This window comes from Nocardia sp. Tas62D01, assembly GCF_055232035.1.
Window position 1 is genome coordinate 7587208 of sequence record NZ_JBUYUZ010000001.1, and the last position, 24601, is coordinate 7611808.

Annotated in this window: 1 protein-coding gene; it reads left to right on the plus strand. The window is 66.3% G+C overall.

Annotated features, from left to right (window positions below; translation table 11 throughout):
- The gene (locus ACV7NQ_RS36380; protein WP_463363697.1) at positions 1-24474 is read left to right on the plus strand and encodes a non-ribosomal peptide synthase/polyketide synthase; all 24474 of its coding nucleotides are present in this window, start codon (positions 1-3) and stop codon (positions 24472-24474) included.
- Positions 24475-24601: the final 127 nt, after the last annotated feature.

The window sequence follows — 24601 nt, forward strand, 5'->3', positions numbered from 1 at the left end:
ATGAATCTGAAGTCAGCCGGAACTGCGGACGGCGATCTGGGTCTGATTCCGCTCTCGAGGGCGCAGTACGGCATGTGGTTCGCGGACAACATGCCCGGCGGACCGGCTGTCAACATCGCACAGTACGTCGAGATCGAAGGCCCGGTGGACGTCGATGCGTTCAGCCAGGCGGTGACCAACGTCGGGGAGGAAACCGAGTCTCTGGTGGTGCGGGTGGTCGAGTCCGACGGTCGCCCATATCAATTCGTCGACCGCAGCATCATCTACGACGAGGCTCTGCTGGATGTCAGTGATGAGGACGATCCGTTCGCGGCGGCGATGGAATGGATGCGCCGCGACTACAACACCAAGGCTGTCGATCTGAGCCGTGACCGGCTCACCGCGACGCGGCTCATCCGGCTCGCCGAGGACCGGTATCTCTGGTACGGGCGTGCCCACCATCTCGTGATCGACGGTTACGGCGCGTTCAACGTCGTGACCCGGATCGCCGAGCACTACAACGCCATCCTCGAGGGCAGGCGGCCTGCACGGTTGGTGGCGGCCGGGTTGCGCGACATCGTCGAGGCGGAGCGCGCTTATCGCGCCAGCTCCCGGTTCGAGAACGACAAAGCGTACTGGCTCGACAAGGTTGCCGATCTTCCGACGCCGGCGAGTCTGTCCGGTCGCACCGCGCGGTGGAGCAAAGTCGACCGCGTAGCCGGCGGGGAGCTTCCGTCGCGGTTGTCCGACATGCTCGATCGCTTCGCTGACGACCTGGGAGCGTCGCCCGCGCAGGTGGTGATCGCCGCGTTCGCCGCGTTCCTCGCCCGGATGACAGGTACCGACGATGTGGTGTTGTCGATGCCAGTGAGCGGGCGAGTGACGATGCGCCTGCGCAATGCCGCCGCGATGTTGGCGAACATGGTGCCGATTCGATTCGCCGTGGATGCGACGACCACCGTGGAGGAGTTGGTCCGCGGGTCGGTGTCCGAACTCGTCTCGGCGATGCGGCACCAGCTTTACCGGTTCGAGGATATGCGCCGCGACTCGAACGCGCTGGACGCGGCCGCGAACTCGTTCGGTCCGATCGTCAACATCCTGTTCTTCGACTCCGAGATTCGCCTCGGGGCAGCCGTCGGCCGATACCGCGCACTGACCTCGGGGGCGCTCGACGACCTGCAGCTGAACTTGTACCGCTCCGGTGCCGATGCGCCGCTGCTCATCGAACTGCACGGTAACGCGAACCTGTACGGCCAGGATGAACTCGAATCGCACGCAGACCGGTTCATCGAGTTCCTGCATCGGCTGATGGAGTCGCCCGTCGATACCCCCATCGTCGACATCCAGCTCGTCGGCCTCGACGAGGAGCTGCGAATCGTCGGGGAACTCGCGGGCCGCGACGGCGAATCGCCCTCCTCGACACTGGTGGATATGCTGACGCGACAGGCTGCCGCCACTCCGTCCGCGGTGGCCGTCACGTCGGGCGCGACCGCCCTCACCTACCGCGAGCTGGACGAGCGGTCCAACCGGTTCGCCCGCAGGCTTGTCGCCCTCGGTGCGGGGCCGGAATCACTGGTGGCCATCGCGATGCCACGGGATATCGATCTGATCGTCGTCGTACTGGCCGTGCTGAAGTCGGGCGCCGGGTATCTGCCGTTGGACGTGGCTCATCCGGCCGAGCGGCTGGAGTACGTGCTGAACGATGCCGATCCGATCGTTGTCGTGACGAACCGGAGCATGCGCGAGCACGTTCCGGGCGATCCCGGCCGCGTGTTGCTGTTCGACGAGGTCCCCGCCGCCTCCTGCGATGATGCCTCGGACCCGATCACCGATGCCGATCGGACGGGCTCGCTGTGTTCTGACCACGTCGCCTATGTCATCTACACGTCCGGATCGACCGGTAGACCGAAGGGTGTGTCGATAACCCATCGCGCCGTCGCCACCTACTTGGTGAACGCGTGTGCCGAGATCGGAGTCCGGGCCGAGGACGTCTGGACGTTCTTCCACTCGATCGCGTTCGACTACTCGGTGTGGGAAATATTCGGCGCGCTGGTCACCGGCGGCCGTGTCGTCGTCGTGGACAGCCTCACGACGCGTTCGCCGGACGACGTCGTGCGCCTCGCGGCGCGCGAGAAGGTGACCGTCTTCAACCAAACGCCGTCGGCGTTCCACCAATTCGCGGCCGCACAACAGCGGTACGCGCACGCAGGTGAGCTCGACGGTGAGCTTTTCCTTCGCCTGGTCGTTCTGTCGGGCGAAGCTCTCAACCCGGCGGGGTTGGCGGACTGGTATGAACACAACCCGACCCTGCCCGTGCTGGCCAACAGCTACGGGATCACCGAAACCACCGTCTTCGTCACCTACCTCGGCCTGACACCGAAAACCGCCGTGCCGGGCGCGCCGAGCACGATCGGCCCGGCATTGCCGGGTTTGCGCACGTATGTCCTGGACGGGCGGTTGCGCCCGGTTCCGCTGGGAGCCTGGGGTGAGATCTACGTCGCGGGAGACCAACTCGCCCGCGGCTATCTCAACCGACCTGCGTTGACCGGGGGACGCTTCGTCGCCGACCCGTTCGGCAAGCCGGGCGAGCGCCTCTATCGCAGCGGCGATGTCGCACGATGGAATCACAAGGGCGAGCTGGAATACCGCGGCCGAGCCGACCAGCAGGTGCAGCTACGCGGGTTCCGGATCGAGTTGGACGAGATCCGCAACGCGCTGTTGACCCACGACGCTGTCTCGGCGGCGGTCGTCGTCATGCATCTTCCCGGCACGGAGGCGGCCCGGCTGGTCGGATACGTCGTGGCTGATGGCGACACGGTCTGTGAGGCCGACTCGCTTCGCGCGCACGTTGGAGCACTGCTGCCGGAATACATGGTCCCGGCCGGCATCGTCGTGTTGTCGGCGTTGCCACTGACCGTCAACGGCAAACTAGACCAGCGTGCGCTGCCCGAGCCGGTGTTCGATTCGGCCGCGGCGTACGTAGCGCCACGTACGGTCGTCGAGGAGTCGATCGCCGACGTCTTCGCCGAGGTTCTGGGTACGGAGCGGGTCGGCGTGTTGGACAGCTTCTTCGAACTGGGCGGCAATTCGCTCACTGCGACCAGTGCCGCCGTGCGCATCGCCGAGGTGACCCGATGCGGCGTGTCGGTCCGCGATCTGTTCCTTAAACCGACCGTCGCCGAACTCGCAGCGCATATCGAAGGCGAGCACCGCCCCGGCCGGCTTGCGCTGAGAGCGACGGCGCGGGTCGAGCCCATCCCGTTGTCGCCGGCGCAGAACAGGATGTGGCTGGTCAATCAGGCCGATCCGGCGTCCGCGGCGTACAACATTCCGCTGGTGGTGCAGCTGACCGGACGTCTCAACGCCGCAGCGCTGCGTGCGGCCCTGACGGACGTGATCGATCGGCACGAGTCGCTGCGCACCGTCTATCCTGCCGTGGATGGGGAAGGGGCACAGGTCATTCTGTCGGCCGAGCAGGTCGTCGCCGATTTCGATCTGACGCCGAAGCCGACCGACGCCGGCGACATCGCGAACCGGATTCGCGAGCTGGCATCGATGGGGACCGACGTGCGCGAACGCCCGCCGATCCGGGTCGCGCTGCTCGCGACAGCCGACCGCCGACGTCATGCACTGGTCGTTGTCCTGCACCATATCTGCTGCGACGGATCGTCCCTTCGACCACTCGCGGCCGATGTCGCAGCCGCCTACGGGGCGAGGTCGGAGGGGAAGACGCCGGACTGGCAACCATTGACGGTGCAGTACGCCGACTACAGCATTTGGCATCGCAGCCTGCTCGGCGATGAGAACGATCCGGACTCCCTGGCGTCACACCAGTTGCGTTATTGGGCAGGGCAACTGGCGGGGATGCCGCCGGTGCTGGAACTTCCCGCCGACCGTCCGCGTCCGGCCCGCCAGTCCATGCTCGGCGACGTCGCGGACACCGTGATTTCGGCCGAGACCTTTGCCGGGATCGAGCGATTGGCCCGCGCGGCGCACGTCACGACCTTCATGGTGGTCCACGCCGCGTTGGCTGTTCTGCTCTCCCGCCTGTCGAGCTCCTCGGATATCACCATCGGCACACCGGTCGCGGGTCGGGGCGAGCGCGCGCTCGAGCTGCTCATCGGCATGTTCGTCAACACCGTGCCCCTGCGTACCGAGGTGCGTTTCGACGAATCGTTCACCGCATTCCTGGCGCGGGTCAAAGACATCGATGCCGATGCCTTCGCCTGCAGCGACCTGCCGTATGAACGCGTCGTGGAAGAAGTCGATCCGAAGCGGTCGATGGCGTACGCACCACTGTGCCAGGTGTACCTCGCCTTCGAGAACATGGACCGCGCGAGCTTGGAGCTGCCCGACCTCACGGTCGAGATCCTGGATCCGGGGCGCGAACCGGCGAAGGTGGACATCATCGTCACCGTCGCCGAAAACACCGCCGCAGGTGGCGATGTCGCACTGCGGATCAACTATGCGACGGATCTGTTCGACCGGGGGACCGTCGAGCAGCTTGCCGCCCGATTGAATCGGATTCTCGAGGCGTTCGTGTCGAACCCGGAGATGCGGGTGGGTGGCGTGGATGTGTTGTCTGTTGGTGAGCGGGTGGGTTTGGTGCCTGCGTCGGGTGGTAGTGCCGAGGCGGCGCGGGTGTTGGCGGAGTTGTTGTCGGTGGGGGATCCGGTGGCGGTGGCGGTGGTGTCGGGTGAGCGCGAGGTGTCCTACGCCGAGTTGGATGCCTGGTCGAATCGTGTGGCGCGTGAGTTGATCGGTTGGGGTGTGGGCCCGGGTGATCAGGTCGGGTTGGCGATGGCGCGGTCGGTGGAGTTCGTGGTCGGGGTGTGGGCGGTGGCGAAGGCGGGTGCTGCGTTCGTGCCGGTCGATCCTCGGTATCCGACCGAGCGGGTCGCGCATATGGTCGCGGACTCCGATGTGCGGGTGGGGATAACGGTCGAGGCATCGAAGAACCTGCTTCCGGACCGGGTCCGGCTGTTGGTTCTCGACGATCCGGACATCGAGGCGTTGATTGCGTCGCGGTCCTCGGCGGTGGTGACGGATGCGGATCGGGTGCGTGCATGCCGTGTCTCGGATACGGCGTACGTGGTGTACACGTCGGGGTCGACGGGCACCCCGAAGGGCGTCGCGGTCACGCACGAAGGGCTGGCGAATTTCGCGGCCGAGCAGCGCGAACGCTACCGGGTCGAGCACGGGTCGCGGGTGTTGCAGGTGGCGGCGCCGGGTTTCGACGCGGTGGTGTTGGAGTTGCTGCTGGCCCACGCGAATGGTGCTTCGTTGGTGGTGTCGCCGCCGGAGGTGTTCGCCGGTGTGGAGTTGGCGGAGTTGATTCGGGGGCAGCGGGTGTCGCATGCGTTCGTGACGCCGAGTGTGTTGGCGACGATGTCGCCTGCCGGTTTGGATTCGTTGCAGGTGTTGGTGGCGGGTGGGGAGGCGGTGTCGCCGGAGACGGTGGCGGTGTGGGCGCCGGGCCGGCGGTTGTTCAACGGGTATGGGCCGACCGAAACCACGATCATGGTCGCGATCAGCGACCCGTTGTGTGTCGGGGACCTGGTCACGATCGGTGGTCCGATCCGTGGTGTCGAGGCCGTGGTGTTGGATGCGTGGTTGCGGCCGGTGCCGGTCGGGGTGACGGGACAGTTGTACGTCGCGGGTGTACAACTGGCCCGCGGATATCTCAACCAACCCGCCGCCACAGCCGTCACGTTCATCGCCAACCCCTATGGTCGCCCCGGTACCCGCATGTACGGCACCGGCGACCTGGCACGCTGGAGTGCCGATCACACCCTGGAATACCTCGGACGCCGCGATTTCCAAGTGAAAATCCGCGGTCAACGCATCGAACTCGGCGAAATCGAAGCCGTCCTCGCCGGACACCCCAATGTGGTGGCAGCGGTGACGGTGGGCGTAGCGACGGACGGCGGATCGAGACTGGCCGCCTACGTGATGCCCGCGAACGGCGCTATCGACAACGCGGAGCTGTTGAATTACGCCGCGCAACGCTTGCCGTCGCACATGGTCCCGGACACGGTGATCGCGCTCGACACGTTGCCGCTGTCGTCGGTGGGCAAGGTCGACCGTGCAGCGCTGCCGGAACCGGTGTTTGCTACCAGCACCGAGTTCGTCGCGCCGCGCGACGCGGCCGAGCAGGTCGTCGCCGGTGTCTGCGCGGAAGTCCTGGGAATCGAGCGAGTCGGCGTCCTCGACAGCTTCTTCGATCTCGGCGGCAACTCGCTGTCGGCTACCCGGGCGGCAGCGCGACTGAGCGGCGCATTCGGCGTCGATGTTCCGCTGCGCGTGATGTTCGAGGCGCCGACCATCGCGGCGTTGGCGGAGCATCTTCGGACCGCCAACGTGGTGGAACGGGAACCGCTTGTGCCGCAGGAGCGCCCGGACCGGATCCCGCTGTCACCCGCACAAGCCCGTATGTGGTTCCTCAATCAGTTCGACACGAGCTCCCCGGTGTACAACGTTCCGCTGGTCGTACGCATGTCGGGAAATCTCGACGTGGCCACCATGCACGCGACGATCGCGGATGTGCTCGACCGACACGAATCACTCCGGACCATATATCCGGACAGCGACAGCGGACCGCACCAAATGATCGTCCCGGTGGACGTGGCCTTGTCCCGTTTGACCCCGGTCGCCGTCGCGGAGAGCGACGTCGAGGCGCGCATCACCGCCGAAGTGGCGGTCGGATTCGACGTCACATCCGAGGTCCCATGTCGGATTGCGTTGCTGCGCAGCGCACCGGAGGAACACATCCTGGTTCTCGTCGTTCATCACATCAGCATCGACGGGTCGTCGCTCGCACCGCTCGCCGCGGACCTGATGACCGCCTACCAGGCTCGTGTTCGGCAGCAGCCGCCGCAATGGGCGCCATTGCCGGTGCAGTACGCGGATTACGCGTTGTGGCAACGGAAGTTGCTCGGCACCGAGGACGACCCGCATAGCCCGACCGTCGCTCAGACCGAGTATTGGCTGGCGGCTCTCGCCGATCTGCCCGAGGTGCTCGATCTGCCCACCGACCGTCCGAGGCCGGTGAAGCAGTCGTTCCGCGGCGCGACAGTGTCGGCGGCACTGCCCGCGGATCTCCATCGGGACGTGGCTGCGCTGGCCCGCCGCCACGACACGACGGTCTTCATGGTGACACATGCGGCATTCGCGGTGCTGCTCGCGCGGCTGTCGGGAACCGGTGACATCGCGGTCGGCACGCCGATCGCGGGTCGGGGCGAGCCTGGGCTCGACGGCCTGATCGGAATGTTCGTCAACACGCTGGTCCTGAGGACGCACATCGAGCCCGACGACTCCTTCATTCGTGTTTTGGATCAAGTCCGGGCCACCGATCTGGCCGCGTTCGAGAACGCCGACATTCCGTTCGAGCGCCTCGTCGAGGTGCTGAATCCGCCGCGCACGACTGCACACGCACCGTTGACCCAGGTGGGATTCTCGTTCCAGAACATCGAGATCCCTACAGTGGAGTTCGAGGGCCTGACGGTTTCGGCCCACCTGGCGGACCCGAGCGTGGCCAAATACGACCTGCATCTGAATCTCGTCGATGCCATCGAGCCGGGTGGTGAACCGGGCGACATGGCAGTCGAGTTCGGTTACGCGACAGACCTGTTCGACGAGGCAACGATCACCTCGATGTTCGACCGCTACCTGCGGCTGCTGCGCGAGGCCGTGGCCGACCCCACACGCGCCATCGGTGAGATCGACCTGCTGACCGCACACGAGGCGCGTGAACTGACCGCGCGATCGACAGGGGTGACGACCGAGTCGTCGGCCTCGACGATCGCGGACTTGTTCGCCGCGCAGGCAGCGGCGACGCCCGAGAGCACGGCCGTGCTCGATGCCGAGAACGGAACTCGGCTCAGTTATCGTGAGTTCGCGGCGCGGGTGAATTCGCTGGCCCGAGTGCTGATCGGACGCGGCGTCGGCCCGGAAACCGTTGTGGCGGTTGCTATGCAGCGTTCCGTCGATCTGCTGACGGCGCTGTACGCGATCCACGCGGCCGGCGCGGCCTACCTGCCCTTGGATCCGGATCATCCGGTCGACCGCGTGCGTGCCGTTCTCAGCGTCGCGCAGCCCAGTGCGGTTCTCACCCGCCTGGCCGACGAGGCGAGTCTGCCCGACGATGTGCCGGTCTGGGCGCTCGAGGAGCTCGGCGCCGGGCACGCGGATTCGTCGACGGTGACCGATGCCGATCGGAACCGGCCGCTGAATCCGGACGACCTGGCCTATGTCATCTACACCTCCGGCTCGACGGGTGTGCCGAAGGGCGTGGCGATGCCGCACGCCGCCGTGGTGAATCAACTCCGGTGGATGCGCGATCACTATCGGCTCGACGGCGATGACGTCATGATGCTGCGCACGCCGGTCACATTCGACCTGTCGGTCTGGGAACTGTTCTCCGCGTTGATATGTGGTGCATCGTTGGTTGTCGCGGGTGCCGACGCGCACAGCGACCCCAGCGCCGTCGCACGGCTGATGGCAGAGTATCGGGTGACGACAGTGGATTTCGTGCCGTCATTGCTCTCGGCATTCCTCGAGGTGCCCGCCGCTCGCGAGTTCCCGGACCTCCGGCGTGTGCTGTGCATCGGCGAGGCGCTCCCTGCCGACACCGTCCGCCGGTTCCGGGATCTCAGCGATGCGCGCATCGACAACCTCTACGGGCCGACCGAGGCCGCGGTCAGTGTGACCGCTCACCCAATCGATGCGTTCGACGGCGTGGCGGTGCCGATCGGCGTCCCTGAGGCGAACGTGGTTGTGCACGTGTTGGATTCACGGCTACATCCCGTTCCCGTCGGAGTGACCGGTGAGTTGTACCTGGGGGGTGTCCAGCTGGCCCGCGGATACCACGAACGTCCCGGCCTGACGGCGGCGACGTTCGTCGCCGATCCCTTCGGCGGTCCGGACGGTTCTCGCCTGTATCGCACTGGCGACCTGGTTCGCTGGGACGGAGGCGGAAGCCTGCGATATGTTGGCCGCGCGGACTCTCAGGTGAAGGTTCGCGGCCTGCGGATCGAACTGGGCGACATCGAAGCCGCGTTGCTCGCACACGAGCAGGTGAGCGCGGCCGTCGCGCAGGTGCGCACCGATCGCGGCGAGCAGCGCTTGATCGCCTACGTGGTAGCCGAAGAGGCGCTCGATGCCAAGCGGGTTCGGGGCTTTCTGCTGGAACGACTGCCCGCCTATATGGTGCCGTCACCGGTGATCCGGATCGACTCGATCCCGCTCACGGCGAACGGCAAGGTCGACTACAGGGCGTTGCCCGTGCCGGATCCGAGCAGCCACGAGTCTGAGTACCGGGCGCCGCGGGGGCTCGTCGAGGAGGCCATCGCCGGGGTCTTCAGTGAGCTTTTCGGCCTGCCCGAGATCGGCGCGGACGACAACTTCTTCGACTTGGGCGGAAATTCGCTCATCGCGACTCGCGCGCTGAGCCGTGTCGGCGACGTCATCGACGTGTCCATACCGGTGCGAGTGATATTCGAGGCGCCCACTGTTGCCGAACTGGCCGAGCGTATCTCGCAGCTGCGTGCGGTGCCGAGTCTTCCCGCGCCGACTCGGAAGCCGCGGCCGGATCGCCTTCCGCTCTCGCAGGCACAGGCCCGGATGTGGTTCCTCAACCAGTTCGATCCCGATTCGGCCGGATACGTTGTGCCGCTCGCGATTCGGCTCGACGGTGTCCTCGATATCGATGCGCTGACAGCGGCCGTCGGTGATGTCATCGAGCGGCACGAGAGCTTGCGCACCATGTATCCGGCAGTCGACGGCACGCCCACGCAGGTCGTGCTGGACGCGGCCGACCTCGTTGCGATGTGCGATCTCACGCCGCAGCCGATCGGTGAGCGCGAGCTGTCACGCCGGTTGGCCGAGTTCTCGAGCGTCGGATTCGATGTGTCGAAGGGCGTGCCATTGCGCATAGCGCTGTATCAGCTGTCGGACACGGCCTGGACGGTCGCGTTGGCCGTGCATCACATCAGTTGCGACGGCTATTCGGTGGCGCCGCTTGCCACCGATATCGTCACGGCCTATCGGGCGCGGTCCAGCGGGATTGCGCCGGACTGGGCGCCGCTGACAGTGCAATTCGCCGATTACGCCCTCTGGCAGCGCGAGGTGCTCGGCTCGGCGGACGATCCGGCTTCGTACGTGGCCCGCGACATCGCCTACTGGCGAACCCAACTCGCGGGCATACCGGAACTGATCGAGCTGCCGACCGATCGGCCGCGGCCGATCGGGCAGACACAACGCGGCGCGGTGATCCACATCACGATCCCCGGCGAGCTGCAGGGCAGGGTCGAGTCGCTGGCGCGCCGAGCCGGGGCCACGACGTTCATGGTGGTGCACACGGCTCTTGCGGTGTTGCTGTCGAAGCTGTCCGGCAGTGACGACATCACAATCGGTGTGCCACACGCGGGCCGTGGCAACAGATCGCTGGACAACCTCGTCGGGATGTTCGTCAGCACCTTGGTGATGCGCACCCGGATCACGCTCGATCAGACGTTCATGAGCCTGCTGGATCAGGTGCGGCGCACCGACATCGAGGCCTTCGACCATGCCACCGTCCCGTTCGAGCAGTTGGTGGATGCGCTGAATCCGGCGCGGTCGACAGCGCACACCCCTTTGTTCCAGGTAATGCTCGCCTACCAGAACATGGAGCGAGCTCGCGTCGAACTTCCAGGTCTCACCGTCGAGAACGTGGACCCGGGCGAGGGCGCCGCGATCTACGACCTGCTGCTCATGATGGCGGAGGGACACGGCACGCAGAACGAGCCGACCGGCATGACGCTGCGCCTGACGTATGCCACTGACCTGTTCGACGAGGACACCGTACGGCGTTTCGCCGAACAATTCGTCCGTGTACTCGATGTCGCCGCGACCGATGCCGATTCGACCGTCGGCGAGATCGAGCTGCTCGATGCCGCAGAGCGGCATCAGGTGTTGGAGCGATGGAACGACACCGCCGGCCCCGCCACACACGGCCGTACCCTTGTCGATGCCTTCGACGCACAGGTCGCACGCACCCCGGACGCTCCGGCGATCCGCCTTCCAGACGGCAGCGCGTTGACCTACCGGGATTTCGACACCCGTGTCAATCGTCTGGCCCGGTGGCTCATCGCACGCGGTGCGGGGCCGGAAACCGTTGTGGCGGTGGCTATCCGCCGGTCGACCGAACTCATTACGACAATTTACGCTGTGGTGAAGACCGGCGCCGCGTTCCTTCCGATCGACCCGGATCATCCAGGCCCCCGGATCGCGCGCGTGCTGAGCGCGGCACGGCCGTTGGTGGTGCTCACGACATCCGCGGACGGCGATGAACTGCCAGATGGATTCGAGTCCGCTCGGAGCGATCGAGTGGACGTGGCCAGTCTGTCCGATGCCCCGATCACGGATGCGGAGCGGGTTGCGCCGCTTCGGCCGGACAACGTGGCCTACGTCCTGTTCACCTCCGGCTCCACCGGCGTTCCCAAGGGGGTCGCCCTGACCCATGCCGCGACCATGAGTCAGTTGGCGTGGGCGCAGCAGCAGTGGCCACACGACGCGTCCGACGTGGTGCTGTACAAGACTCCGATCACGTTCGACATCGCCGTGTGGGAGTTGTTCTGGCCGCTGCAGACCGGTGCGCAGATCGTCGTTGCCGAACCCGACGGGCACCGCGACCCGGTGTACATGGCAGGCGTCATCGCACGTCATCAGGTCACCACGGTGCACTTCGTCCCGTCGATGCTCGACGTTCTCCTCGAAGCCACGGGCGCCGCACAGCTGCCCTCGATCCGGCGGGTATTCGCCGCGGGTGAGGCGCTGGCGCAGCGCACCGTCGACGCTGCGGCGCGCGTGTTCGTGACTGCCGAGGTGGTGAACTGGTACGGCCCGGCGGAGGCGGAGGTCGTCACAGCTGCGCGGTGCCTGCCGGGTGTGACAACCCATACGACGGTCCCGATCGGTGCGCCGGTGTCCGGCATGAAGGTCTACGTGCTTGACATGCGACTGCGACCGGCACCGGTCGGTGTCGTCGGCGCCCTGTATGTGTCGGGTGTGCAGTTGGCGCGCGGTTATCACGCACACGCCGACCTCACTTGCGGTGCCTTTGTCGCGCACCCGTTCGGTGTGGCGGGTGAGCGGCTGTATCGCACCGGAGATCTGGTCCGGTGGACGAAAACCGGGGAGCTGGAGTTCTTGGGCCGCAGTGACTTCCAGGTGAAGGTGCGCGGTCAGCGGGTGGAACCGGGTGACATCGAAGCGGCGCTTTATGCGATTCCGCAGGTCGCGCATGCTGTGGCAGTCGCGACGGCGGAACGAATCGTCGGATACGTGACCCTCGTACCCGGTGCGGTGACCGATGGCCGTGCGATTCGCGACCAGCTCATTCGCTCGCTGCCGTCGTACCTGGTTCCGGCCGGTGTGCAGGTGCTCGATTCGATGCCGCTCACCGCGAACGGCAAGCTCGACCGAGCCGCGTTGCCGCAACCGGTGTTCGACGACAGCGAGGAATTCGTGTCGCCTCGAACCGATCGCGAAGTGGTGCTTGCGAATGTTGTCGCCGAGATCACGGGTGCCGAACGGGTGAGCGTGACGGCGAACGTCTTCGAGATCGGTGTCAACTCGCTCTCGGCTGCCCAGATCGCGGCGCGGGCCGAGGCAGCTCTCGGTGTCGAGGTCGGCATCCGTGACATTTTCGACGCACCGACGATTGCCGGATTGGCCGAACGGATCGCGATGCGAACCCGTTCTACGGTGATTCCGCTCGCGTCGCGTCCACGCCCCGCAGCCGTCCCGTTGGCGGCAGCTCAACGACGGATGTGGTTCCTCAACCAGTTCGATACCGCCTCGGCGGCATACAACATCTGTTTCGCGGCCCGGTTGACCGGCCCGCTGGACGTCGATGCGTTGCGGGCGGCGTTCCTCGACGTGGTGACTCGGCATGAGCCATTGCGGACGGTGTATCCCGCTGTCGACGGCGAACCGTGTCAGGTCGTGCAGGATGTCGCGGCAATCGCCGCGGACGTGGAATTTGATCCGGAGCCGGTCGCCGACGAGACCGAGCTGGCCGACCGGATCCGGAATGCCGTCGGGGCGGGTTTCGATATCGCGGAATCGGCGCCCGTGCGGGCACGGCTGTATCGCACCGGCGCCCACGATCATGTGATGGTGCTCGTGGTCCACCACATCGCGGCCGACGGCTCGTCGATGGCGCCGCTCGCCCGTGATGTGTTCGCCGCCTATCGGGCGCGTGTGAATGGTCAAGCGCCGCAGTGGGAACCGCTGGAAGTCCAGTACGCCGACTACGCGATGTGGCAGCAGGAGATGCTCGGTTCCGAGGACGATCCGACGTCCGTGATCGCGCAGCAGATCGCGCACTGGACCAAGGTCCTCGGCGATTCCCCAGAACTGCTCGGCCTGCCGACCGATCGGCCTCGGCCCGCCACGATGTCGATGGCCGGTGGCAACGTTCGCTTCGGCATGTCGGCGCGGCTGCACGACGACATCGTGCGGCTGGCGCACCGTGAGGGGGTCACCGTGTTCGTCGTGCTGCACGCGGCGTTGGCGATCCTGTTGGCTCGCACCGCGCACAGCGAGGACGTCTCGGTCGGCACCCCCGTCGCCGGTCGCGGCAGGCGGGCGCTGGACGATCTGGTCGGCATGTTCGTCAACACAGTGGTGTTGCGCACACAGGTCCGCGACGACCGGTCGTTCCGGGAACTTCTGGCAGAGGTACGCGGCGCCGACCTGGAGGCGCTCGCACACGCGGATCTGCCCTATGAACGGCTGGTCGACGTCCTCGGACGTCCGCGATCGACGGCGTATTCGCCGCTGTATCAGGTGATGTTCGGGCTGCAGAACACCCGCGCGGTTCGGTTCGAGCTGCCCGGTATCGGTGTCGAACTCCTCGACCCCGGCATTGCGCAGGCCAAGACCGACCTCACCATGTTGGTGACCGAACGCCTCGAGGGCGATCTGCCTGCCGGAATCGACGGCGAGATCATCTACGCCACAGATCTGTTCGTCGAATCGACCGCGAAATCGCTCGCCGAGAGGTTTGTCCGCGTCCTCGAAGCGATGACCACCGATCCGACTCGGCCGGTAGGCGACATCGAACTGCTCGGCGCCGAGGAGGCCGAACGACTGCTCCCGGCACGTGGCGGCGACACCACGCGTCCGTGTTTGCTTCCCGATCTGCTGGCTTCGGCTGTGGCGGCAGACCCCTCTGCGGTTGCCCTGATCGGGGCCACCGAGACCATCACCTATGGGGAGCTCGACCGTCGGGCCAACCAGCTCGCCGGTCACCTGCTCGCCCGGGGTGTCGGACCGGGAGTGTTTATCGCGCTGGCCGTGCCGCGGTCGGTCGAATATCACGTTGCCATGTGGGCGATAGCGAAGACCGGCGCGACGTTCGTCCCGGTGGATCTTCGGTATCCCCTGGAGCGGATCGCGCACATGGTGAACGATTCCGGTGTCGAAGTCGGGATCACGCTCGCGGCCGCACGCACGTCGCTGCCGGGCGGTGTCCGATGGCTGGTGCTCGACGACCCGCGTTCGACCGCCGAGATCGCCGCGCATCCCGGCCACGCGGTCACGGACGCGGATCGCCCACGCGCACTCCAGATTCAGGATGCGGCGTATGTGGTCTATACGTCCGGGTCGACGGGAACGCCGAAGGGCGTGGTGGTCACACACGAGGGGTTGGCGGGCTTCGCGGCCCAGCAGCGTGATCATTATCGGGTGGACAGCACGTCGCGGGTACTGCAAGTGGCGGCGCCCGCCTTCGATGCGGTCCTGCTCGAGGCGTTGATGGCGCACGCGGCCTGCGCGTCTTTGGTGGTGTCGCCACCGGAGGTGTTCGGCGGCCCGGATCTGGCCGAGTTGATCCGGGCGCATCAGGTGTCGCATGCGTTCCTGACACCGAGTGTGTTGGCGACGATGTCGCCTGCCGACCTCGATTCGGTGCGGATGCTGGCGGTCGGCGGCGAGATGGTGGCTCCGGATCTGGTTGCTGCCTGGGCGCCGGGGCGGCAGTTGCACAATATCTACGGTCCGACGGAGACGACGATCGTGATCACGATGAGTGACCCGGTGCAGCCTACCGACGTGATCACGATCGGCGGTCCGATCCGTGGTGCGGAGGCCGTGGTTCTGGACGCGCGGTTGCGGCCGGTGCCGGTCGGAGTAGCGGGGGAGCTGTACCTTTCGGGTGCTCAGCTGGCGCGCGGGTACCTGAATCGGCCTGCGGCGACGGCGGGTGCGTTCGTGGCGAATCCATACGGTGGGCCGGGTACGCGGATGTATCGCACCGGCGACATTGTCCGCTGGACCGCGCAAGGCACGCTGGAATACATCGGCCGCATCGATTTCCAGGTCAAGATTCGTGGCCAGCGCATCGAGCTCGGCGAGATCGACGCCGCGCTGCTCGCGCATCCGAGGGTGGCCTCCGCTGTGACCGTCAGCCGCAGCGGACCCGGCGGGCAACCTCTGCTTGCCGCGTACATCGTGGCCGAACACGGAACGGTCGTCGAACCGAGCACCGTGCTCGATCATGTCGCTGCCGTATTGCCCGCGCACATGGTGCCGTCGACGATAACTGTGCTCGACAGCATGCCGCTCGCCTCGACCGGCAAGGTGGATCGGAAAGCGTTGCCGGAACCCGTCTTCGAGACCGTCGGAGACGATGCCGTCGCGGCATCGACCAACCTGGAACGCACCATCGCCGCCGCCTTCGCGGACGTACTCGGGATAGCGGCGGTCAGCGCGACAACCTCGTTCTTCGCGCTCGGCGGTGATTCCATCATGTCGATCCAGTTGGCATCGCGTCTGAAGTCCGCGGGTGTCGTCGTGACGGCTCGGGACATCTTCGAGCGCAAGACCGTTCGAGAGCTGGCGCGAGTGGCCGACGCCGTCGAACGGGTGTCGCTCGAGGAGCTGTCCGGGGGTGGTGTGGGCGAAATCCCGTTCACGCCGATCGTGTCCTGGTTCACCGACCGACTCGGGGCCGCCGATCGGTTCGCCCAGTCGATGCTGGTGCGCTTACCGCGGGACGCGCGAGTCGACGACGTGACGTCGACCGTGCAGGCGGTGCTCGAACAGCACGACATGCTGCGTTCGAGGCTGCGTGAACGACGGTTGGACGTGCTGCCCGAAAGCTCCGCCGATGCCGCGGGTTCGGTTTCGACCCGCACATTCCGGGCGGACGAGGCTCCGGGCAGCGACGGTTTCACCGCCGTGGTGGAAGAGGCATTGGCCGAGGCATCCGACCGTCTCGATCCCGCCGAGGGCAGGATGCTGCAGGTTGTGTGCCTACTTCCTGAACCGGGCGTAGATGCCGATGCCCGTGCCCTCATCGTGATCCATCACCTGGCTGTCGACGGGGTGTCGTGGCGGATCCTGCTGCCCGACTTGGTGGTTGCCTGGCAGCAGATCACGCAGGGGCGAGCGGTCGAGTTGCCTGCGCAGGGCACATCCATGCGTCGGTGGGCGCACGCGTTGGCCGCCGCCGCTGCGGGTCGAGCCGGTGAGTTCGAGCTGTGGCATCGGGTGAGTGCGGCTGCCGATCCACTGCTGGGACGTGCGGCACTGGATCCCGCCGTCGACACCCAGTCGACTGTGCGGCATCTGGCGGTGTCCATCCCGACGCAGGTGACCTCGGCGTTGCTCGACGCGATGCCCGACGCCGTTCGCGGCAGCGTCGACGATGCGCTGCTGGCCGGTCTGACCGTGGCGGTGACACGCTGGCGCAGGCGGCGCGGTATCGCACACGCGGGCATGAAAGTCCTGCTGGAGGGTCATGGGCGCGAGGAGCAGGTTGCCGCGGGAGCGGACCTTTCACGCGCCGTGGGTTGGTTCACCAGCGCGTATCCGGTTGCGCTCGACCTGAGCGGAATCGAGGACGCGGACCTGCGGGCTGCGGTGAAGTCTGTGAAAGACCAACTGCGCGAGATCCCCGACAAGGGAATCGGTTACGGCCTGCTGCGCTATCTGAACACCGACACGGCCGACCGGCTCGCAGCGTCGCCGGAGCCGCAGATCAGTTTTAATAATCTCGGCCGCGTCGGCGTCGACCTCACGACGATGTCGGATCTGGCGTGGATTCCGACCGACGAGCAGTTCGACAGGCGGGCCGCATTCGATCCGGACATGCCTGCGGCAGCTGTCGTCACGATCGACGTGAATATCGTGGACACCGAGGCCGGACCTCAGCTGTCGGCGCACGTCGGCTACGCCTCGCGGTTGATCGACCACTCCGACGTGGTCGAACTCGTCGACGATTGGGTCGACGCCGTGACCGGGATCGCCACGGCGGCCCGCGCGAACGATGACTGGGGACTCTCCCGAGCAGACGTTCCGCTCGTCGACGTCACGCAGCCCGACCTGGACGCGTTCGCCGACCGGTACGGACCGCTGACCGACGTATGGTCGCTGGCGCCGCTCCAGGCAGGGCTGCTGTTCCACGCCGAACTCGCCGCGGGCGAACTCGACGTCTATACGGCGCAATCGGTAGTCGCCCTTGCGGGCACGGTCGACGAGACTCGGCTCGAGCGTTCTGCGGCGGCCTTGCTCGAGCGGCATCCCAACCTGCGGGCCGCTTTCACCCGAACGGCCGACGGCATTCCTGCGCAGGTTGTTCCCGCTGACACCGCCGTGCGCTGGCGCCGAGTCGATCTGACCGACAGCGCAATGGAACTGGATGAGCTGATCGCAGCCGAGCGGGCGGTCGCGTTCGATCCCGCCGATCCGCCGCTGTTGCGGTTCCTGATCATTGCCGTAGCGCCGCAAGACTTCCGGCTGGTGCTGACGGTGCACCACCTCCTGCTGGACGGCTGGTCGTTGCCGCTGCTGTGGCGTGAGCTGATCGGTTTATACGCGGTGGGCGCACAGGCGGACCTGTTGCCCGCCGTGGCGTCGTATCACGATTACCTGGAATGGCTGGACCGGCGCGAGTGGTCTACCGGCATCGAGGTGTGGCGCGACGTGCTGCGCGATTTCACCGAACCTACGTTGGTCGCCGATTCGCGCACGGATACGACCGTGGATATCCCGATCGATCTCGCGGTTGTTCTCGATCGCGCCGTCACGGCCGAGTTGGTGGAGTTCGCTCGGGCACAAGCGGTGACGATGGCGACGATCGTGCAGTTCGCCTGGGCGGTGGTACTGGGGAACCTGCTCGGCGTCGAACGCGTGGTGTTCGGTAGCACGGTCTCCGGGCGTCCTGCCGAACTGCCGGGCGTGGAGTCGATGATCGGCCTGTTTATCAATACAGTTCCGGTCGCCGTGAACGTGTGCCGGGACTGGACCATCGAGGACGCGCTGAACCGATTGCAGGCGGATAACACCCGTCTGCTCGACCATCACTACGTCGAACTGTCGCAGATCATGTCGGCCGCGGGCGCTGGCCAGTTGTTCGACACGCTGGTCGTGTTCGAGTCGTATCCGGTCGACAGCAGCGGCCTGGGCGAGGCCGACATCGACGGTCTGCGGGTAGTCTCGGCGGAAGGAAGTGACGCCGCGCATTACCCGATCACCGTTCAGGCGCACCAGACCGACGAGTTGCACGTCAGCATCCGCTACCAGCAGGCCCGAATCGACGACGCGACCGCGTCCGGTCTTGCCGCCCGCTTCGAAGCCGTGCTGCGGGCTATCACGACCGATCCGCAAGCGCGGCTTGGTGTGGTTGATCTGTTGTCGGTTGGTGAGCGGTGTGAGTTGGTGCCTGCGTCTGGTGGCAATGCCGGGGCGCCGCGAGTGTTGGCGGAGTTGTTGTCTGCCGGCATGGTTGGGAACCCGGCTGCGGCGGCGTTGATTTCGGGCGAGCGCACGGTGTCCTACGCCGAGTTGGATGCCTGGTCGAACCGTGTGGCGCGTGAGTTGATCGAGTGGGGCGTGAGCCCGGGTGATCAGGTCGCGTTGGCGATGGCGCGGTCGATGGATTTCGTGGTCGGGGTGTGGGCGGTGGCGAAAGCGGGCGCTGCGTTCGTGCCGGTCGATCCGCGGTACCCGACCGAGCGGGTCGCACATATGGTCGCGGACTCCGATGTGCGGGTCGCGATCACGGTCGAGGCATCGAAGAACCTGCTTCCGGACCGGGTCCGGCTGTTGGTTCTCGACGATCCGGACATCGAGGCGTCGATCGCGTCGCGATCGTCGGACGCTGTGACGGATGCGGATCGGGTGCGTGCGCAGCATGTTCGGGATGCGGCATACGTGCTCTATACCTCGGGGTCGACGGGGACGCCGAAGGGCGTCGCAGTCACGCACGAGGGGTTGGCTAATTTCGCGGCCGAGCAGCGTGACCGTTTCCGGGTGGACAGTGGGTCGCGAGTGCTGCATGCGGCCGCTCCAGGTTTCGACGTGGCGGTTCTCGAGGTGTTGCTGGCTCACGGGAATGGTGCTTCGTTGGTGGTGTCGCCGCCGGAGGTGTTCGCCGGTGTGGAGTTGGCGGAGTTGATTCGGGGGCAGCGGGTGTCGCATGCGTTCGTGACGCCGAGTGTGTTGGCGACGATGTCGCCTGCCGGTTTGGATTCGTTGCAGGTGTTGGTGGCGGGTGGGGAGGCGGTGTCGCCGGAGACGGTGGCGGTGTGGGCGCCGGGCCGGCGGTTGTTCAACGGGTACGGGCCGACCGAAACCACGATCCTGGTCGCGATCAGCGACCCGTTGTGTGTCGGGGACCTGGTCACGATCGGTGGTCCGATCCGTGGTGTCGAGGCCGTGGTGTTGGATGCGTGGTTGCGGCCGGTGCCGGTCGGGGTGGTGGGGGAGTTGTACGTCGCAGGTGTGCAGTTGGCACGCGGATATGTGAACCGGTGTGCGGCGACGGCGGTGGCCTTCGTGGCGAATCCGTTCGGTGTGGCAGGCTCGCGCATGTACCGCACCGGCGACCTGGCACGCTGGAGCACCGATCACACCCTGGAATACCTCGGACGTCGCGATTTCCAAGTGAAGATCCGCGGTCAACGCATCGAACTCGGCGAAATCGAAACGGTCCTCGCCGAACAACCCAGGGTAGTACACGCGGTTGTCGCGCTGCGGAAGGACGAGCGCGGCATCGACCGGCTCGTCGGCTACCTCGTAAGCGACGAGCATGTAGATCTGAGCGACGTCCGGGCCGCAGCACGGTTGCGGTTGCCTGCGCACATGGTGCCCGACGTGTTCATGGTGCTCGCCGAACTCCCGCTCACCACGAGCGGCAAGCTCGATCGCCGGGCGCTTCCCATGCCGGAATTCTCGGACGGCCGGGAGTGGATCGCCCCGCGCACCGACGCCGAGCGGTGCGTCGCGGAAGTGTTCGGGAACGTCTTGGGCGTCGACAGAGTAGGGACAACTGACAGCTTCTTCGACCTCGGTGGCAACTCGCTGTCGGCAACGCGGGTGGCTGCCCAGTTGAGCAGGGCACTCGGATTGCGCATCGGCGTCCGAGACGTGTTCGAAGCATCGACAGTCGCCGATCTCGCCGCGCGTCTGGCTACTTTCGACCGGAACGTCCGGGCGCCGCTGGCACCGAGAATTCGGCCTGCTGTTGTGCCGCTTTCGCCGGCGCAGCAGCGGATGTGGTTTCTCAATCAGTTCGACACCTCGGTCGGCGCGTACAACATCCCGCTGGTGATTCGGCTGAAGGGCGAGCTCGACATCGACGCGTTGCGGCACGCGTGCGAACTGGTCGTCGAGCGGCACGAGTCGCTTCGCACCAAGTTCCCGGTGACCGACGGAATGCCTCATCAGGTCGCTGTCGCCGTCGAGGAGGTCGCGCCGGTACTGACTCCGGTCAGGGTCGACGAAGAGCATGTGATGGAGCGGGCGACCGCCGCGGTCTCGGTGAGCTTCGATGTGACCCAGGCGCCTCCGGTGCGTGTCGAGCTGTTCGCCCTCGATGCTCAGGATCACGTCTTGGTGATTACCGTGCATCACATCTGCGCCGACGGACAGTCGATGATGCCGCTTGCGCGGGACGTGGCAGCGGCCTATCAGGCGAGTAGGCAAGGGACGGAGCCGATGTGGCCGGTCCTTCCGATCCAGTACGCGGACTACTCGCTGTGGCGGCGCGAGGTGCTCGGCGATGAGCGCGATCCCGACTCGGTAATGTCCCTGCAGCTGCGATTCTGGAAGGACACCCTCGGCGGGTTGGCCGAGCTGCTCGAGTTGCCGACCGACCTGCCCCGACCGTCGGTTGCCTCCATGCGCGGCCGCGCAGTCGATTTCGAGATCTCCGCCCAGTTGCAGGCGCGGATCGACGCGGTCGCGCGCGAGGCGAACGCGACGATCTTCATGGTCCTGCACGCTGCATTGACCGCCCTGCTGTCAAGGCTGGCCGGCGTCGACGACGTCGCGATAGGCACACCGGTGGCCGGCCGTGGGGAGCGCGAACTCGACGATCTGATCGGCATGTTCGTCAATACGGTCGTGTTGCGGTCGCGGGTGTTCTCGCAGCAGCCGTTCGCCGAATTGCTCGCCGCGACGCGCGAGACGGACTTGGCCGCGTTCGGACATGCGGATGTGCCCTTCGAACAGGTCGTGGAGGCGCTGAATCCGCCCCGATCCACCGCGCATCTTCCGGTGTATCAGGTGACACTCGACGTCCAGAACCTGAGTAAGGCCGCGTTGGAGCTGCCAGGGCTCACCATCGAGCCTGTCGAGAACGGCTTCGAGCAGGCGCAGGCGGACCTGAGCGTGAAGCTTGTCGAGCGGTTCGGTGACCAGGGGCGTCCGGCCGGCATGGCGGGACGACTGACCTATGCCACCGACCTCTTCGTCGAGGAGACGATGAGTCGGTTCGCGCATGCGTACGTGCGGATCCTGGAGGAGGTGACCGCGGATCCGGGGGTTGCTGTCGGCGATATCGACATCGTGGATCCGGTGCAGCGGCGCGAATTGCTGGACGCGGCTGGGGACGACGGCGTCGCGGTCGCGGACGTGACGCTCGCGGAACTTTTCACCGCCCGGGCCGTCGCACAGCCGGATGCGGTTGCGGTGACCGATGGTGAGTCGCAGCTGACCTACGCGGAGCTGGATCGGCGCGCCGCAGCGGTGGCCGCCCGGCTGACCGAGCACGGCGTAGGGCCGGAATCGCTGGTGGCAGTGGCGTTGTCGCGGTCGATCGAACTGATCGTGGGCCTGCTCGGAGTGGTACGAGCGGGCGCGGGGTATCTGCCGCTGGATGTGGCGTATCCGCAGGAGCGATTGCGGTTCATGCTCGACGACGCAGGACCGGCAGCCGTCTTGACATCGGCCGGCATGGCGTCGGCGGTACCGGAGTGCGCGGCGCCGGTGGTGCTCGTCGAGGATTGTGTGGACGCCGTCGCAGGCAGTTCCGGTCCGGTGATGTCGGGTGTGCGGCCGGGCAATGTCGCCTACGTGATCTACACCTCAGGGTCGACAGGCCGACCCAAGGGGGTGGCGGTCAGCCACCGGGAAGTGGTCACGTTGTTCACCAACGCGGCCGAGCGATTCGACATCGGCCCCGACGACGTGTGGACGATGTTCCATTCGTACGCCTTCGATTTCGCGGTGTGGGAAATCTGGGGCGCATTGCTGTCCGGTGGCAGGCTGGTCGTTGTCGACTACAACACTTCCAGGTCGCCGGAGGCGTTCGTGGACGTCGTGGCGCGGGAGCGCGTGACGGTGTTGAGCCAGACCCCGTCGGCGTTCTACGGGTTCGCCGACGCGGAACGCGAGCGTCGGGAATCCGGTTGTGCTGCTGGTGATCTCGCCTTGCGATATGTCGTTTTCGGTGGCGAGGCATTGGATGCGTCGCGGTTGACCGGCTGGTTTGCGGCGCACGAGCCGGGATCGCCGCGAATGGTGAACATGTACGGGATCACCGAGACGACTGTGCATGTGACGTTCTCCGAGATCGGTGCGGCAGGCGTGACCGGGATCGGATCGCCGTTACCGGGGTTGCAGGTGTACGTGCTCGACGACCGGCTGCACCGGGTGCCGATCGGAGTCGTCGGGGAGATCTATGTGGCCGGTGGACAGCTCTCGCGTGGCTACCTGGGGGCTCCGGCGTTGACGGCGGGCCGATTCGTGGCGAACCCGTTTGATCCGGATGGCGCCCGCTTGTATCGGTCGGGGGATGTGGGCCGGTGGCAGAAGTCCGCGAGCGGGCTGGAGTTGGTGTACGTCGGCCGGGCCGACGCGCAGGTGCAGTTGCGCGGTTTCCGGATCGAGATGGGCGAGGTGGAGTCGGCGCTGCTCCGGCATCCGCGCGTGACGCGGGCCGCCGTGGCCGTGCATCGCCACGATCGTGGCGTCGATCAGCTGATCGGTTACGTCGTGGGCGTCGAGGGCCAGCAGATCGATCCGGACGAAGTCCGGGAGACCGCTGCTCAGGTGTTGACCAGCTATATGGTGCCGTCGGCGATCATGGTATTGCCCGAACTGCCGTTGACGGTCAACGGCAAGCTCGATCGAAAGGCACTGCCTGCTCCCGATTTCGACGAATCAGCGAACGAGTTCATCGCGCCGCGGACCCATACGGAACGAGTGATCAGCGACGTTTATGCGCAGGTCCTGGGAGTCCAGCGCGTCGGGGCATCGGACGGGTTCTTCGACCTCGGCGGCAATTCGCTGCTGGCCACGATGGTGGTGACCGAGCTGCGTGCTCGCGGTGTGACGATCGCGTTGCCGTGGATGTTCGACGATGCGACGCCGAAGGCGCTGGCGGGCAGGGCCGACGATTCGGAGGGCGGCTCCGGTCTGCAAGTGTTGCTTCCGCTGCGTGCGAGCGGCCCCAAGCCCGCGGTCTTCGGTGTGCACCCCGCAGGCGGGTTGGCGTGGTTCTACGGCGGCGTGGTCGAACATCTGCACAAGGATCGGCCGATGTATGGCTTGCAGGATCCCCACGTCGTCGCGGGCGAACCACATGCGCAGTCCGTGGAAGAACTGGCCGAACGCTATGTGGCCGAGATTCGCCGAGTGCAGCCGATCGGACCCTATCACCTGCTCGGATGGTCGTTGGGCGGTGCAATCGCACATGCCATGGCGGTACGGCTCCAGCGCGATGGTGAGCAGGTCGGCATGCTGGCGATGATGGACAGCGCTGTCGATTCACCGGAGGCGCCGACCGCGTCGACGATCACCATTGAGGACGAGGCCGGGCCGGGACAGCTGATGGCCGACTTGCTCGGCGGCTGGCGGGAGCTGTTCGACTTCGGCGACGAGGTGAAGGTGGACACCCACGAGCAAGCGTGGGCCGTCATCCGTGACCAGGTGATCGGAACCGGGATGTTCACCGCCGAACAGGCCGATCGGGTGATGGAGAGCTTCGCGACCGCGAGCGGCATCGCTCACGATTACCGGCCGGGAGTTTTCGACGGAGACCTGGTTTTCTTCACCGCAGGAAAAGATCGCGTGGACCACGCGGTTGTCGCACAGACGTGGCGACCCTATATGACAGGCGCCATTCACAACACGGTCGTCGGCGCACGTCACCTCGAATTGACTCACCCGGACGCACTGGCCATCATCGGCCCGATCCTCGAAAGGTTCATGAACGAATATTGAGCCCTCTCCAATAACTCGGGGCTCGGCCATCACGTGCTCGGCCCCACTGTTCGGGGTGGGAGCCGGCCGTGGGTGGTGTCGAGGTCGAGTAAGCGCAGACCGCTGGGCCACAGGCGATTTCGATGTT